We start from the raw sequence: 14,435 nt of genomic DNA, 5'->3' as shown, positions 1-14,435 counted from the left end.
GCACCGTGGTACGACGTCGTCGGCACCTGCCGCCGATGTGCTCGTCCGCCCGCTTTCCTAGCGTGGAGACAGTGCCCCACTCCTCCTCCGACATCCATGTCCCATCCGCTTCGAACTGGCTCGGCCACCCCGCTGCCGCGGCCCTCCGCCTGGGCGGCGCCGCGCTCGTGCTGCTCGCCCTCGGCATGATGTGGGCGTCCCGCATCGTCTTCCCGGGCAACACCTACGTGAGCGGGCTGGGGGCTGCGGGGGAGATCACGTCAGTCGCCTTCAACGTGTCGCTCGCGATGGTCGCGCTCGGCGGCGCGGCGTCGGCCGTCGGGCTCTGGGGCATGCGGAGCGGCCGCGGCCTGTTCGGCGCGTGGGCGGTGAGTACGAGCCTGCTCGCCGCGAGCGCGATGTTCGGGGTCGGCGCGGCCGTGCCGTGCAGCACCGGCTGCCCGATCCCGCTCTCGCCGGGTGCCGCCCCGCAGGACCTCGTGCACACGACGGCCGCGGTGCTCGGCTTCGCGCTCGCCGGGGTGGCGATCATCCAGACCCTCAGGTTCGGTCGGGTCTACGCGGTGCTGGCGGTGCCGAGCCTCGTGCTCGTGATCGCGGCCGCCTCGGCGGGCGGCATCCTCTCGCTCGCAGGCGTCGCCACCGGACTCGGCGGATGGCTCGAGCTCATCGCGACGACGTCGGCGCTCCTCTGGCTGACCGCCGTGTCGCTGGCGACCCAGCACCGCATCACGACCGCAGCCGTGCTCGGCCGATCGATGGCGGATTCCCAGACCCCGCATGCCGCGCGCCCAATAGGCTGGACGGGTGGCGCACCGCATCTACATCTGCTCGGCTGAGGGCAATACGGGCAAGTCGACCGTGGCGCTCGGCGCACTCGATACCCTGACCCACCGCACGACCCGGGTCGGCGTGTTCCGGCCCATCGCGCGATCGACCGCCGAGCGCGACTACGTGCTCGAGCTGCTGCTCGCCCACGAGGGCGTCGTGCAGATCCCCTACGACGACGCGGTCGGCGTGGGATACGACGACGTGCACGCCGACCCCGAGGGGGCGCTCGCGACGATCGTGAGCCGGTTCAAGGCCGTCGAAGACAGGTGCGACGCGGTCGTCATCATCGGCTCCGACTTCACGGATGTCGGCAGCCCCACCGAACTCGCCTACAACGCGCGCATCGCCGCGAACCTCGGCGCCCCGGTGCTGCTCGTGCTCGGCGGTCGGGTCGGCGATGGGCAGGGGCGCAGCCGGTCGGAGCGGCTCGGCTACTCCGATGCCCGCAGCCCCGAAGAGCTCGCACAGCTCACCGAGCTCGCCGTCGAGGAGCTCGAGCGCGAGCACGCGACGCTGCTCGGCATCGTCGCGAACCGCGCCGACCCCGAGCGACTCCCCGAGATCGTCGACGCCGTGGCGTCGGCCGCGCGGCCGAACAGCGCATCGATCGCCGTCGGGCGCGGCGCAGAGACATCCGTCGCCACCTGGGCGATTCCCGAAGACCCGTACCTCGTGGCACCGTCGATGCGCGCCATCATGGAGGCGGTCGACGGCACGCTGCACGCGGGCGACCCCGAACTCCTGAACCGCGAGGCGCTCGGCGTCATCGTCGCGGCGATGTCGATGGAGAACGTGCTCAACCACCTCACCGAGGGCGCCGTGGTCGTCGTGCCCGGCGACCGCAGCGAGGTGCTGCTCGGCGTGCTCACCGCGCACTCGAGCGCGACGTTCCCGTCGCTGTCGGGCATCGTGCTGAATGGCGGCATCCCGATCGCCGAGCAGGTCGAGCGGCTCATCGACGGCCTGAAGGCCGGGCTCCCGATCATTCGCACCGAGCTCTCGAGCTACGACACGGCGCTCGCGATCACGCACACGCGCGGCCGGCTCGCCGCTGAGTCGCAGCGCAAGCGCGACACCGCCCTCGCCCTCTTCGAGAAGCACATCGACGGCCAGGCGCTGCTCGACCTGCTCGAGGTCGCGCGGCCCGAGGTCGTGACGCCCCTCATGTTCGAGTACGACCTGCTCGAGCGGGCGAGGCAGACCCGCAAGCGCATCGTGCTGCCCGAGGGGTACGACGACCGGGTGCTGCGAGCCGCGGCGACCCTGCTCGCCCGAGATGTCGCCGACCTCACGATCCTCGGCGAGGAGATCGAGGTGCGGTCGCGGGCGATCGGCCTCGGCCTCGACCTCTCGAAGGCCGAGGTGCTCTCGAACCACGACTTCGTGCACGTCGCCCGCTTCGCCGAGGAGTACCAGCGTCGGCGCGCGCACAAGGGCGTCACGCTCGAGCAGGCGCGGGAGACCGTGCAAGACGTGTCGTACTTCGGCACGATGATGGTCGAGCTGGGCCTCGCTGACGGCATGGTCTCGGGTGCCGCGCACACGACGGCGCACACGATCCGGCCGTCGTTCGAGGTCATCAAGACGCGGCCCGGCGTCGACGTGGTCTCGAGCGTGTTCCTGATGGCGCTCGCCGACCGGGTACTCGTCTATGGCGACTGCGCGATCGTGCCCGACCCGACCGCCGAGCAGCTCGCCGACATCGCGATCTCGTCGGCCGCGACCGCGGCGCAGTTCGGCATCGAGCCGCGCATCGCGATGCTCTCGTACTCGACGGGGGAGTCCGGCTCGGGCGCCGACGTCGACAAGGTGCGCCGGGCGACCGAGCTCGTGCGCGAGCGCGCGCCGCAGCTCGCGGTCGAGGGGCCGATCCAGTACGACGCGGCAGCGGATGCCGCGGTTGCGCGCACGAAGCTGCCCGAGTCGGATGTCGCGGGGCGGGCGACGGTCTTCATCTTCCCCGACCTCAACACCGGCAACAACACGTACAAGGCGGTGCAGCGCTCCTCGGGCGCCGTCGCGATCGGGCCGGTGCTGCAGGGCCTGCGCAAGCCCATCAACGACCTCTCGCGAGGAGCGCTCGTGCAGGACATCGTGAACACCGTGGCCATCACGGCGATCCAGGCGGCGGATCCGGCATGAGCGTCGTGCTCGTCGTGAACTCGGGGTCTTCGTCGTTGAAGTACCAGCTCATCGAGGTCGAGCGATCCGAGACGCTCGCGAGCGGGCTCGTCGAGCGCATCGGCCGCGGCGTCGGGCACGCCCGGCATCGTCACGAGGGGCCTGAGAACGACAGCCTCGGCTCAACGTGGGACGCGGCCGTCGAGGTGCCCGACCACGAGGCCGCCTTCGCGGTGATGCTCGAGGCGTTCGCCGCGCACGGCCCCTCGCTCGAGGCGCACGCCCCGATCGCGGTGGGCCACCGGGTCGTGCAGGGCGGGGCTCGCTTCTTCGAGCCGACCGTGATCACCCCGCTCGTGAAGATCAACATCGACGAGCTCTCAGCGCTCGCGCCGCTCCACAACCCCGCGAACCTCGAGGGCATCGAGGCGGCGCAGCGTGCCTTCCCCGAGGTGCCGCACGTCGCCGTGTTCGACACCGCGTTCCACCAGACGATGCCGCCGGCCGCATATACCTACGCGATCGACCGCGAGCTCGCCGCGAGGCACCGCATCCGCCGCTACGGGTTCCACGGAACCTCGCACCGCTTTGTCTCGCGTGCCACTGCCGCGTTCCTCGAACGCCCGGTCGAGGAGCTCCGCATGATCGTGCTGCACCTCGGCAACGGTGCATCCGCCTGCGCAGTCGCCGAGGGCCGCTCGATCGAGACGAGCATGGGCATGACGCCGCTCGAGGGGCTCGTCATGGGCACGCGCTCTGGCGACATCGACCCAGCGGTGCTGCTGCATCTCGAGCGACGGGCCGGCCTCGACGCCGACGGCCTCGACCATCTGCTGAACTCGCAGAGCGGCATCCTGGGGCTGAGTGGTCACGCCGACATGCGCGATCTCGTGGCGGCGCGCGACGCGGGCGACGAGGCGGCGACGCTCGCGCTCGACGTCTACGCGCACCGGGTGCGCTCCTACGTCGGGGCGTACGCCGCCCAGCTCGGCCGGGTCGACGCGATCGTCTTCACGGCGGGCGTCGGCGAGAACTCGGCGGTCGTGCGAGAGCGCGCGCTCGCCGGTCTCGAGGGCTTCGGCGTCGAGCTCGATCCCGACCGAAATGCCGTTCGCGGCGGCGAAGCCCGGCGCATCTCGACGGATGCCTCGAAGACCGCCGTGCTCGTCGTGCCGACGAACGAAGAGCTCGAGATCGCGCGCCAGACGCTGGAGCTCGTCGGCGCCTGAGGTTGCACCCGATGCGACCCGGGGGAGCCCGTCGCGGCAGCGTGCGAATATCCACAAGAACTGTTGCACAAGGTTTCTTGTGGAACTATGCTGGCGGCATGAACGACCCACGCGAGACCATCGACCTGCACGATGCCGGCGCCATGCGGGCGCTCGCGCACCCGATGCGCCTCCGCATCCTCGGCCTGCTGCGGGTCGAGGGCCCGAGTACGGTCGGCGCCCTCGCCGAGCGCACGGGCGAGGCTCCGGGTTCGGCGAGTTACCACGTCGCAACCCTCGCCAAGCACGGCTTCGTGGTCGAGGCGCCCGAGCTCGCCCGCGACAGGCGCGAGCGGTGGTGGCGGGCCGCGCACCTCGTCACGAGCTGGCAGACCGCGGAGTTCCTGGAGGACCCCGAGGCCCACGCGGCATCCGATGCCATGCGGCGCGTCGTGCTCGACTCGTACCACCGCGAACTGCTCGAGGCGATCGACGCCGAGGCCGAGCTCGAGCCCGAGTGGGTCGCGGCCTCCGACTCGAGCGACGGCGCGGCCCGCCTCACGATCGACGAGTTCCGCGAGCTGAACGCCGAACTCGACGCGGTGCGCGAGAAGTGGTGGGCCGTCGGCCGTGAACCGCGCCCGGGCACGAGAGCCGTGCGCTGGATGACCCACACGTTCCCGAGGCCCGAGCGATGACGAATGACACCACGCGCACGACGGTCGAGCCTTCGACCACGGATGCTCCGCGCCGCCGCACCCCGCTCGTCGCCCTCTTCGCCGCGCAGCTCTTCTCGCTGTCGGGCAACGCGATCGCGCTCATCGCGATCCCGCTCATCGCGCTCACCCAGACGGGGTCCCCCCTCGCGGCCGGCGTCGCGGGCGTCTTCGCGACCGTGCCGCTCGTCATCGGCGGGGCACTCGGGGGAGTGCTCGTCGACCGGTTCGGCTACCGCACCTCGTCGATCGTCGCCGACGTCGCGAGCGGCGTCACGGTGCTCGCGATCCCGGTGCTCGCGGCGACCGTCGGGCTGCACTTCGGGGTGCTGCTCGCCCTCGTCTTCCTCGGCGGCCTGCTCGACGCCCCGGGCGACACCGCGAAGACCGTGCTCATGCCAGACCTCGCCGAGCTCGCGCGGGTACCGCTCTCGCGCGCTGCCGGTGCGCAGTCGACCGTGCAGCGCACCGCCATGATGATCGGTGCGGGCGTCGCCGGCGCGCTCGTGGCCATCGCCGGCCCGATGCCGGCGCTCCTCGTCGACGCAGCCGGCTTCGCGGTGTCGGCCCTGCTCGTCGTGTGCTTCGTGCCGCGGCGAGCCGCGGCATCCGTCCCCGAAGGGGAAGCCCCCGTGCAGGGCGGGTTCGTGGCCGGCATCCGATTCATCGCCGCCTCGCCGCTCCTGCGTTCGATCGTGCTGCTCGTGACCCTCACGAACGCGATCGATGCGGCGGGCATCACGGTGCTGAAACCGGTCTACGCGACGCAGGTGCTCGGCGACCCGGCGGTGCTGGGATTCATGGTCGGATGCTTCGCGGCCGGCGCGCTCACCGGCTCGGCGCTCTTCGCCGCCGCCGGCCATCGTTACTCGGGTCGCGTGGTGTTCGCCCTCTGCTTCGTGCTGGCGGGAATGCCGCCGTATCTCGCGATGGCGCTCGGCGCGCCGGTGCCGGTGCTGCTGCCGATCCTCGTGTTCTCCGGCCTCGCCGCCGGGGCCCTCAACCCGATGATGGCGACCGCGATGTACGGGCTCGTGCCCGACGGCGTGCGAGCCCGCGTGTTCGGCGCGATGACCGCGGGCGTCGCGGCCTCGATGCCGCTCGGCGCCTTCCTCGGCGGCCTCTCGGTGGAGCGGTTCGGGCTCGCTCCCACGTTGCTGGGGTGCTCGATCATCTACCTCGTGCTCGGCTCGAGCCCGCTCTACGTGCGCTCGTTCACGGGGCTCTCGGCCGCTCGCACCCCTACGGGGGTACGGGGTGCGAATGGCTCACCCGTGTGATGTGAGCGCTGCACCGGCTCCGTACGCTCGCAGCACGGTCGATATCGGCCGGTGAAGCACACCCCCGAAACGTTCGTCTGAGTTCCATTCGCACCTTCGGATGACGAGATGAGCGCACATGAGCTTGCAGGTCGTAGAACGCCCCGACGGTGCACTGGGCACCATGTCGCCCGTGATCCTCACGGCGGGTCGTCGCCGAGAGGGTGCCGACCCGGCGCAGAGCGGCTTCGCGCAGCTCTCCCGCCAGATCAAGGCCGAGGGCCTCCTCGACCGATTCGTCGGCTTCTACGTGCGCAAGGCCGCCTTCTGGACCGTCGTGCTCGGCGCCGTCATCGCGGCATCCGTCATGATCGGCGACTCGTGGTGGCAGCTCGTCGTGGCCGCAGCGCTCGGCGTGATCTTCACCCAGTTCGCCTTCATGGCGCACGAGGCCTCGCACCGCCAGGTCTTCCGCTCCGGGCCCGCCAACGACTGGGCCGGGCTCTTCCTCGCGAACTTCGTGGTCGGCATCAGCTACAGCTGGTGGATGAACAAGCACACGCGCCACCACGGCAACCCGAACGTGATCGGCCGCGACCCCGACATCGTCAAGGACACGATCTCCTTCCTCGAAGAGGATGCCGCGGAGAGCCGCGGGCTCGTGCGCATGATCACGCGCAAGCAGGGCTACCTGTTCTTCCCGCTGCTGCTGCTCGAGGGCATCAACCTGCACGTGCACGGCATCCGCCACGTGCTCGGCAAGGGCACGGTCAAGCGACGCGGCCTCGAGATCACGCTCATCGCAGTTCGCCTCATCGGCACGGTCGCGCTCGTCTTCTGGGCGTTCCCGCCGCTGCTGGCCGCCGTCTTCCTGTTCGTGCAGCTCGGCGTCTTCGGCGTCTACATGGGAGCCTCGTTCGCCCCGAACCACAAGGGCATGCCCCTCATCCCGCGCGGCATGCGCGTCGACTTCCTCGAGCGCCAGGTGCTCACGAGCCGCAACATCCGCGGCGGCAAATTCATGGACTCGTTCATGGGCGGCCTGAACTACCAGATCGAGCACCACCTGTTCCCGAGCATGGCGCGGCCCGCGCTCGCCCGCACGCAGCAGATCGTGCGCGAGTACTGCCGCGAGAACGACGTGCGCTACACCGAGACGGGCCTCGTCGAGTCGTACGCGATCGTCATCGCCTACCTCAACCGGGTCGGGCTCGCGGCGCGCGACCCCTTCGACTGCCCGATGATCAACTCGTACCGCCGGCGCGACTGACGCCCGCGGGCGAGCACGTCGCGGGCGAGCAGGTCGCGGACGCCCGGGTCACGGCACGACCGTGCACTGCGGGTTGGTGCCGGCGAGTCCCATCGACGCGTTGGCCTGCGACCAGGCCGAGGTCCAGCCGCTCGAGTGCACGAAGCGCACCGCGACCGACTTCGTCCCGCCGAGGAGGCCCGACAGGAGGCCCGAGTCGAACTTGGTCGTGTAGACGCCCGACACCGGCCCGGTCGTCGTCACCGAGCCGAGCAGCGGCCCGACGACGAGCTCCAGCCCGCTGAGATCGCCGACGCCGTACTGCGCGTTCGCGCTCGTGAATCCGGACCCGGCGGGCACGGTCCACGTGACGGTGATGACCGGCGTGAGACCGGCGAGGCCGGGAACCAGGGTGCACGTGGGACCGAGCACCGGTCGCGGCACCGTGAGCGCGGCGAACGAGCCGGTCGCTTGCTCCGGACCGCTCCACGCCGCATCCGTCTCCACCGCCGCGCCGAGCGCCCCCGTCGACAGGATGAGCGCGCCGCCGATGACGGTCGCGGCCGTGCCCGCCGCCCATCGCTTCACGGCGCTGTCCGCCGTCCGCGTCTCGCGACGAGTAGCAGGACCCCGCCGCCGAGCGCTGCGACCGCAGCGCCCCACAACGATGCGCCGACTGCCCATCCGCTCCGCGCCAACCCGTCGTCGCCGGTCGCGGTGCTGCTCCCGCCCGTCGCCACCGTCTCGCCGTACCCGTCGGCCGTGACGGTGAACACGGAGCTCGTCGGTGCCGGGTCGTCAGGCCCTGACATCCGCGCTTCCACTCGAAGCCATCGGGCCTCGGTATCGGGCATGGTGCCGAGGTCGAAGACGTCGCGCTCGAGGAGCGGGGTGGTCGGCACGAGCACCGACGCGTTCGGGCAGGTCCCGTCGACGGTGCGACGGTCGCACGCCGTCACGGTCACGTCGAGGAACGGGTTCGCCGAGCCCGCGGCGGCGAGGGACATCCGGATGGTTCCGGGCGACGGGGCGTCCGCCTCGACGCCGACGATCCACACGGCGCTCCCGCCCGGTGCGAGCGATCCCATGGCGGCGGCATCGCCGATCGACGTGAGGCGGATCACGTCGCCCTGCACGACGGTGACGGTCGTGGCCGCCTCCGCGCGGCTCGGCGATGCCGCGAGGGAGGTCGCGAGCACCGCGATCCCCACCGCGGCGACGACGGAGGTCGCCCCGCGGCCGCTCGACGATCGGGCGTGGCGAGGGCCGCTCGGCCGGCCGGCGGTCGAACCATGCGGGCCTCGCGGCCAGAACGCCCACACCACGAGAGCCGAGGCGAGAAGCGTCAGGGTGCCGAGCACGAGCGGGTTCCCGAGCGCCGCGATCGTCGGCGCCACGCCCGGCACCGCTAAGAGCACCACCCGGACCGTGGAGACACGATACGGTGCCGGGTCGTCGACCGGGTTGGCGTCGCCGCGCAGCGTCAACGCCCGCTCGGCTCCCGAGCCCGAGATCGCGACCACTCGGTGCGTGATCGGCAGCCGGCCCGGGCGGTCGACTGTCACCACATCGCCGACCTCGATCGATGCCGCCGGCACCTCTCGCACGAGCGCGGCGGCGCCGGCAGGGATCGCCGGCGACATCGACCCGGTCGCGAACAGCATGATCGAGACGCCGAACGCCACAGCGGCCACGACGAGCACGATGCACACGGCGCCCCCGGCTGCGGCGACGGTCAGCAGGACGTCCCCGATGACGGATGCCGCGCTGCGCCGCCGTTCCGACGCGGCCGCCTGCGGTGGCGAGGTCATGACGCCGACGTCGCGGTGACCGACCAGGTGATGACGCCGGTGCGACCCTGGGTCGTGTTCGGGGCGGTCGTCTTCAGCCGGACCTCGAAGCAGAACCGCACGGTGTTGCCGGCGTTCGCCGACAGCGCCGCCTGGACTCCCGCGGGCACCGCGTTCGCCGCGACGTACGCCCCCGAGTGCACGACGGCGGCGCACGAGGTCGCCGTCGTCGTGACAATCGCCCGGTACTCGAGCTGCCCGGTCAACTGGGTGTCGCCGGTCGGGACGGCCGAGGCGAGCAGGGCGGTGCCGCCCACCGTGCTCGCGGCGGTGGGCGAGTCGCCGGCGCCGGTGGTGCGCACGTCGAGACCGGCGGTGAAGAGAGCACCGGGCGACATGCCCGTCGCGGCGAAGGCGAGCGTCGCGGGGGACTGGTCGTGGCTGGCGAACGTCGTGTCCGTCGAGTTCTTCGAGACCGTGTCGAACACGCTGGAGCCGAACGTGCCGCTCGCGTTCTCGGCATCGTTCCACGCTGCGAGCGTCGCGGTCGCGCCGACTCCGAGCACGAGACCTCCGGCGAGGAGCGCTCGCCAGCGACCGGGCGGTCGTGACCGGGCCTTCGGGCCCCGGTGCCGAGCCACGGGACTCCCTACGGCAGCGGCGTCGTGGACGTGCCGATGAACACCCAGCTCACGGTGCCCGTGAGGTTCGGGTCGAGATCGGGGCCCGCCGTCACGACGAAGCAGAGGTTCACCGGGGTCGTCACCGCGGTGAGGTCGAAGGCGTCGGTGAGTCCGCCGGCCGTCGTCGGGGAGTCGGGCACGAGCACGGTGCCGGTGGTCGTCGAGTCGCATCCGAAGGCAGTCGGCTGAATCAGCCGGTACGTGAGGTCCGCGCTGATCGGGTCGGCACCGAGCGCTTCGATCTGCACACCCGCGGCGTTCGTCGACCCCGCCTCGAGCTGCACGGCGAACGGCGCGTAGACCGTGTCGCCGGGAGCGAGCGCGTCGGCGTCGACCTCGAACGCGAGTGTCTTGCCCGGTGACGTCGGGCTGCTCGAGAAGGCCGTGCCATCCGTGCTGCCCTCGATGCCGAACTGGCCCGACCCGAAGGTGCCGGTCGCGAACTCGGAGTCGTTCCACGCCGCCAAGGTGATGGCGGCGCCGACGCCGAGCACGAGCCCGCCCGCCAGAATGGCCGAAACCTTGCGCCGCCGGTTCGATCCCGGACGGGAACCGCCGTCGTCGATCCGCTCGTCGACCTGCGTGCCTGTACTCATGATGCGCCCCCCGGCTCTGGTCCCCCGACCACGTCATGCACGATGCTCCGGAGCCTATTCGCCGCATCCGCCGCTCCGAAGTCCCCTTTCCTGCGGACACGAATGACCCCCCGATGGGGGATTTCCCGCAAACTCTTCCGCCGGGGCCCGATCGCGCCCTAGGTTGTGCATGAGCGCACGGCGATGACGGCGGGTGCTCGGGGGAAGCACAACGATATCTGGGGGGGTATCCGATGCGTTCGGATCGTTCGACGACCAATTCGCCTGCGCGCCGTCGCCGCGGTGCGCACCGAGCCGAGCGGGTACCGCGCAGAGGTGCGGCATTCCGAGCGCTCGCATTCGGCGGCACGCTCGCCCTGCTGTCGGCCGGCGCGGTGATCCCCGCGCAGGCGGCGCCCGGCGACACCTCGCACGCCGAGGGGGAGTTCCTCTCGGGTTCGCTCCTCGATCTCATGAACCTCGACGCCGTCGTCGGCATCGACGGCGAGACGGCCACGAGCGACGGTGTCACGCCCGAGACGAACTCCCAGAACCTCGGCCTCGGTGCCCTCGGCCTGCTGAACGTCGACATCGGTGGCGGCATCCAACTGCCGATCAACTTCACGAATGCGGGCGTCGTCGGGCAATACGCGAGCGCCGCGACGGATGCCTCGTCGATCGGCGCATCGGGCCTCATCTCCGATGCCGGGGCGATCGGAACCGGTGTCACCCCGGCTCCCGGGGTCGCGCCCGGCCCGATGACGTTCGACCTCGCCCAGTTGCTCGGCACGGGCTTCGCAGGCACCATCTCCGATCTCGACCTGGCTCTCGGCGTCGTCAGCGCGAACGCCTCGGTGGCCGCGGGGGGCATACCAGTCGGTGACTACGAGATCGCGAGTGCCACGGTCGTGCTCGACAGCCCGGTGATCGAAGGCGTGACAGGCTCCGTGAACGGAGCCGTCGCCACGCTCGACACCGCGGTCGACGGGCTCGCCGGTCCCTCGGGCTCGCTCGTTTCCGGAGTACTCGGCGCCGTCGACAGCGTGCTGGCCGTCGGCGGTCTCGGTGATGCATCGGCCTCGGTCACCGTCGACCTGCCTGCGGCAGTGGCGCCGATCCTCGCGGCTCCACTCGACTCAGGCGGGGGCGTCGTCATCAACCTCGCCGCCGGCACCATCACCCTCGACCTCGACCAGCTCGTCGGAGGTCTCAACGGACTGGACCCCAGTACGGAGCTGCTCTCCGCTGCGGTCCTCACGGAAGTGACCACCCAGGTGGCTGCGCTCATCGACGGCCTCGTCGACGATCTCGGCACGGCGATCACCACGGCACTGAACAACGCGACGGTCACGATCGACGTCGACGTGAACGCGATCGGACTCGTACCGCTCGTCAACGTGACCGTCGACGGCACCCTGCTCCAGATCGCGAACGGCACGGCCGTCGTCGACATCACCGCGCTCGGGCTGCTCCCGATCACCGGGCTCACCGACGCCATCATCCTCGGGGCGCTCGCCCCCATCGTGAACGCCGTGATCAGCCCCACCACCGGTGCCCTCGGCACCTTCCTCACCTCGCTGACGACCAACGTCCTGAACCCTGTCATCAACTCGCTGAACCCGGCGATCGAGCTGCTCGACACGGTGGTGTCCCTGCTTGCGAACGTGCAGGAACCCGAGCCGCCGGTGCAGGGTGCGGTGTTCCAGGAGACGGCACTCCGGCTGAGCCTGCTGCCGACGACGATCGTGCCCGAACTGCTGCAGCTCAACCTGGCGCGCGCACTCGTGGGGCCCAACTCCCTTGCGCCCCCGGCGCCGGTCCTCACCGCCCTGACTCCTGACGAGGGGCCGGTGACCGGCGGCACATCCGTGTCGGTGACGGGCACCGACCTGGCCGGTGCGACCGGACTCACGGTCGATGGCGTGCCCGTGCCCTTCACGCAGGTGAGCGCGACGGAGGTCACGTTCACGACTCCGGCCCATGCTGCAGGAGCCGTCGATGTGGTCGTCACGACGCCGGGCGGGCCGAGCAACGCATTGCCGTTCACGTTCGTGCCGGTTCCCGTGCTGACGGCGCTCTCGCCCGATGAGGGCCCGGTCGCGGGTGGTACCCCTGTCACGGTGACGGGTACCGATCTCGCGGGTGCGACGGAGGTCACGGTCGACGGCGTGTCGGTGCCGTTCACGCAGGTGAGCGCGACGGAGATCACGTTCTCGACCCCGGCGCACGTCGCCGGTGCCGTCGATGTCGTGGTCACGACGCCCGGCGGACCGAGCAACGCGTTGCCATTCACGTACATTCCGGTGCCGGCGCTCACCGCGCTGACGCCCGACTCGGGTCCGGTCGCGGGCGGAACCATCGTGAGCATCACGGGCACCGGCCTGGCCGACGCCACCGGAGTGACGATCGATGGCGGATCGGTGACGTTCACGCAGGTGAGCGACACCGAGATCACCTTCACGACCCCTGCACACGCTGTCGGCCCGGTCGACGTGGTCGTCACGACGCCCGGAGGTGTGAGCGGCGCGCTGCCGTTCACCTACGTTCCCGCTCCAGTGCTCGTCTCGCTCGCGCCTGACGAGGGCCCGGCCGCCGGCGGCACGCCCGTCACGATCACGGGCACCGCGCTCGGCGAGGCGACGGGCGTCACGGTCGACGGCGTGACGGTGCCGTTCACGCAGGTGAACGACACCGAGATCACCTTCACGAGTCCGGCCCACGCGGCAGGAGCGGTCGACGTGGTCGTCACGACGCCCGGTGGGCCGAGCAATGCGCTGCCGTTCACGTACCTGCCCGGGCCGGCGCTGTTGGCCCTCGATCCCGACCTCGGCCCGATCTCGGGCGGCACGCCCGTGACGATCACCGGCTCGGGCTTGGCAGGCGCGACGCTCGTGACGATCGACGGGGCATCCGTGCCGTTCGCGCAGGTGAGCGACACCGAGATCACGTTCACGACCCCCGCTCACGCGGCGGGAGCCGTCGACGTGGTCGTCACGACGCCGCTGGGGGTCAGCAACGCGCTGCCCTTCACGTTCGTGCCGGCACCGTCGCTGACCGCCCTCGATCCGAACCAGGGTCCGACGATCGGCGGCACCATCGTCACCATCACGGGCACAGCCCTCGCCGGGGCCACGGCGGTGACGATCGACGGGGCATCGGTGCCGTTCACGCAGGTGAATGACACGACGGTCTCGTTCGTGACGCCGCCGCACGCCGCAGGAATCCCGATGAGGGGCCGGTGGCCGGTGGCACCTTGGTGACCATCACGGGCACCGACCTGGCGGGCGCGACCGAGGTGTCGATCGACGGGGCATCCGTGCTGTTCACGCAGGTGAGCGGCACCGAGATCACGTTCGTCACTCCGCCGCACGTGGCGGGTGAGGTCGACGTGATCGTCGTGACGCCCGGCGGCCCGAGCGACGCCCTGCCGTTCACCTACGTGCCGGCGCCTGCGCTGACCGAGCTCGATCCTGATGCCGGCCCGGTGGCGGGTGGCACGTCGGTGACCATCACGGGCACCGATCTCGCGGGTGCCTCCGAGGTGTCGATCGACGGGGCGTCCGTGGTGTTCACGCAGGTGAGCGGCACCGAGATCACGTTCGTCACTCCGCCGCATGTGGCGGGCACGGTCGACGTGACGGTGACGACGCCGGGTGGCGAGAGCGACGCGCTGCCGTTCACGTACTTCGAGGTCCCGGTGCTGACGTCGCTGGCTCCCGATGAGGGACCGGTGGCGGGTGGCACGTCGGTGACCATCACGGGCACCGATCTCGCGGGTGCCTCCGAGGTGTCGATCGACGGTGTCAGCGTTCAGTTCACTCAAGTGAGCGGAACCGAGATCACGTTCGTCACTCCGCCGCATGTGGCGGGCACGGTCGACGTGACGGTGACGACGCCCGGCGGCGAGAGCAATGCGTTGCCGTTCACCTTCGTGCCGGCACCGGTGCTGACCGAGCTCGATCCCGATGAGGGGCCGGTGGCCGGTGGCACCTTGGTGACCATC

Annotated in this window: 11 protein-coding genes and 1 pseudogene; 8 read left to right on the top strand and 4 right to left on the bottom strand. The window is 71.1% G+C overall.

Annotated elements, in window-relative coordinates; all coding sequences use genetic code 11:
* Positions 1-71: 71 nt before the first annotated feature.
* The 6 genes from ASD23_RS11120 to ASD23_RS11095 all read left to right on the top strand — a co-directional run bounded on the left by ASD23_RS11120 (position 72) and on the right by ASD23_RS11095 (position 7,405).
* Positions 72-839 carry a DUF998 domain-containing protein gene (locus tag ASD23_RS11120; RefSeq protein WP_056010305.1) on the top strand — a complete coding sequence of 256 codons (768 nt, stop codon included), beginning with the start codon at positions 72-74 and terminating at the stop codon, positions 837-839.
* Positions 808-2,973 carry a phosphate acetyltransferase gene (pta, locus tag ASD23_RS11115; RefSeq protein WP_056010302.1) on the top strand — a complete coding sequence of 722 codons (2,166 nt, stop codon included), beginning with the start codon at positions 808-810 and terminating at the stop codon, positions 2,971-2,973. The genes ASD23_RS11120 and pta overlap by 32 nt, the downstream gene beginning before the upstream one ends.
* Positions 2,970-4,181 carry an acetate/propionate family kinase gene (locus ASD23_RS11110; protein WP_056010300.1) on the top strand — a complete coding sequence of 404 codons (1,212 nt, stop codon included), beginning with the start codon at positions 2,970-2,972 and terminating at the stop codon, positions 4,179-4,181. The genes pta and ASD23_RS11110 overlap by 4 nt, the downstream gene beginning before the upstream one ends.
* 98 nt (positions 4,182-4,279) lie before the next feature.
* A complete protein-coding gene (locus ASD23_RS11105; protein WP_056010298.1) occupies positions 4,280-4,858 on the top strand; it encodes a winged helix-turn-helix domain-containing protein in 579 nt (192 codons plus the stop codon).
* The gene (locus ASD23_RS11100; protein ID WP_056010296.1) at positions 4,855-6,156 is read left to right on the top strand and encodes an MFS transporter; all 1,302 of its coding nucleotides are present in this window, start codon (positions 4,855-4,857) and stop codon (positions 6,154-6,156) included. The genes ASD23_RS11105 and ASD23_RS11100 overlap by 4 nt, the downstream gene beginning before the upstream one ends.
* 118 nt (positions 6,157-6,274) lie before the next feature.
* Positions 6,275-7,405, top strand: coding sequence for a fatty acid desaturase family protein (locus ASD23_RS11095; protein ID WP_235507720.1), 1,131 nt, complete (start codon positions 6,275-6,277; stop codon positions 7,403-7,405).
* A 48-nt stretch (positions 7,406-7,453) separates the two neighbouring features.
* Here the strand turns inward: ASD23_RS11095 and ASD23_RS11090 are convergent, their stop codons facing one another.
* From ASD23_RS11090 to ASD23_RS11075, 4 genes are read right to left on the bottom strand one after another with little or no spacing between them, the layout of a single operon-like run.
* Positions 7,454-7,972 (bottom strand): hypothetical protein, encoded by a 519-nt coding sequence (locus ASD23_RS11090; RefSeq protein WP_056010294.1) that lies wholly within the window; start codon positions 7,970-7,972, stop codon positions 7,454-7,456.
* Positions 7,969-9,195 carry a signal peptidase I gene (locus ASD23_RS18855; RefSeq protein WP_157377068.1) on the bottom strand — a complete coding sequence of 409 codons (1,227 nt, stop codon included), beginning with the start codon at positions 9,193-9,195 and terminating at the stop codon, positions 7,969-7,971. The genes ASD23_RS11090 and ASD23_RS18855 overlap by 4 nt, the downstream gene beginning before the upstream one ends.
* Positions 9,192-9,815, bottom strand: a complete 624-nt coding sequence (locus ASD23_RS11080; RefSeq protein WP_157377067.1) for a SipW-dependent-type signal peptide-containing protein — start codon at positions 9,813-9,815, stop codon at positions 9,192-9,194. Before ASD23_RS11080 ends, ASD23_RS18855 begins: the two co-directional genes overlap by 4 nt.
* An 8-nt stretch (positions 9,816-9,823) precedes the next feature.
* Positions 9,824-10,453 (bottom strand): SipW-dependent-type signal peptide-containing protein, encoded by a 630-nt coding sequence (locus ASD23_RS11075; protein WP_157377066.1) that lies wholly within the window; start codon positions 10,451-10,453, stop codon positions 9,824-9,826.
* A 233-nt stretch (positions 10,454-10,686) separates the two neighbouring features.
* On the opposite strand from ASD23_RS11075, the gene ASD23_RS11070 reads away from it, so the two are divergent.
* Positions 10,687-13,692, top strand: a complete 3,006-nt coding sequence (locus ASD23_RS11070; protein WP_056010290.1) for an IPT/TIG domain-containing protein — start codon at positions 10,687-10,689, stop codon at positions 13,690-13,692.
* Positions 13,671-14,435, top strand: a pseudogene (locus ASD23_RS19450) (IPT/TIG domain-containing protein); the annotation flags it as partial. The gene ASD23_RS11070 and the pseudogene ASD23_RS19450, both read left to right, overlap by 22 nt.

The sequence above is a fragment of the Agromyces sp. Root1464 genome (genome assembly GCF_001427265.1).
Classification (GTDB): Bacteria; Actinomycetota; Actinomycetes; order Actinomycetales; family Microbacteriaceae; genus Agromyces; species Agromyces fucosus.
The sequence above is the reverse complement of the archived record's forward strand: the minus strand, read 5'-3'. Positions and strand labels throughout refer to the sequence as shown.

Excerpts from the sequence above, each read along its gene's own strand:
- ASD23_RS11095 (WP_235507720.1), top strand. The coding sequence starts at position 6,275 with ATGAGCTTGCAGGTCGTAGAACGCCCCGACGGTGCACTGGGCACCATG.
- ASD23_RS11110 (WP_056010300.1), top strand. The coding sequence starts at position 2,970 with ATGAGCGTCGTGCTCGTCGTGAACTCGGGGTCTTCGTCGTTGAAGTAC.
- ASD23_RS11075 (WP_157377066.1), bottom strand. The coding sequence starts at position 10,453 with ATGAGTACAGGCACGCAGGTCGACGAGCGGATCGACGACGGCGGTTCC.
- ASD23_RS18855 (WP_157377068.1), bottom strand. The coding sequence starts at position 9,195 with ATGACCTCGCCACCGCAGGCGGCCGCGTCGGAACGGCGGCGCAGCGCG.
- ASD23_RS11105 (WP_056010298.1), top strand. The coding sequence starts at position 4,280 with ATGAACGACCCACGCGAGACCATCGACCTGCACGATGCCGGCGCCATG.
- ASD23_RS11100 (WP_056010296.1), top strand. The coding sequence starts at position 4,855 with ATGACGAATGACACCACGCGCACGACGGTCGAGCCTTCGACCACGGAT.
- ASD23_RS11070 (WP_056010290.1), top strand. The coding sequence starts at position 10,687 with ATGCGTTCGGATCGTTCGACGACCAATTCGCCTGCGCGCCGTCGCCGC.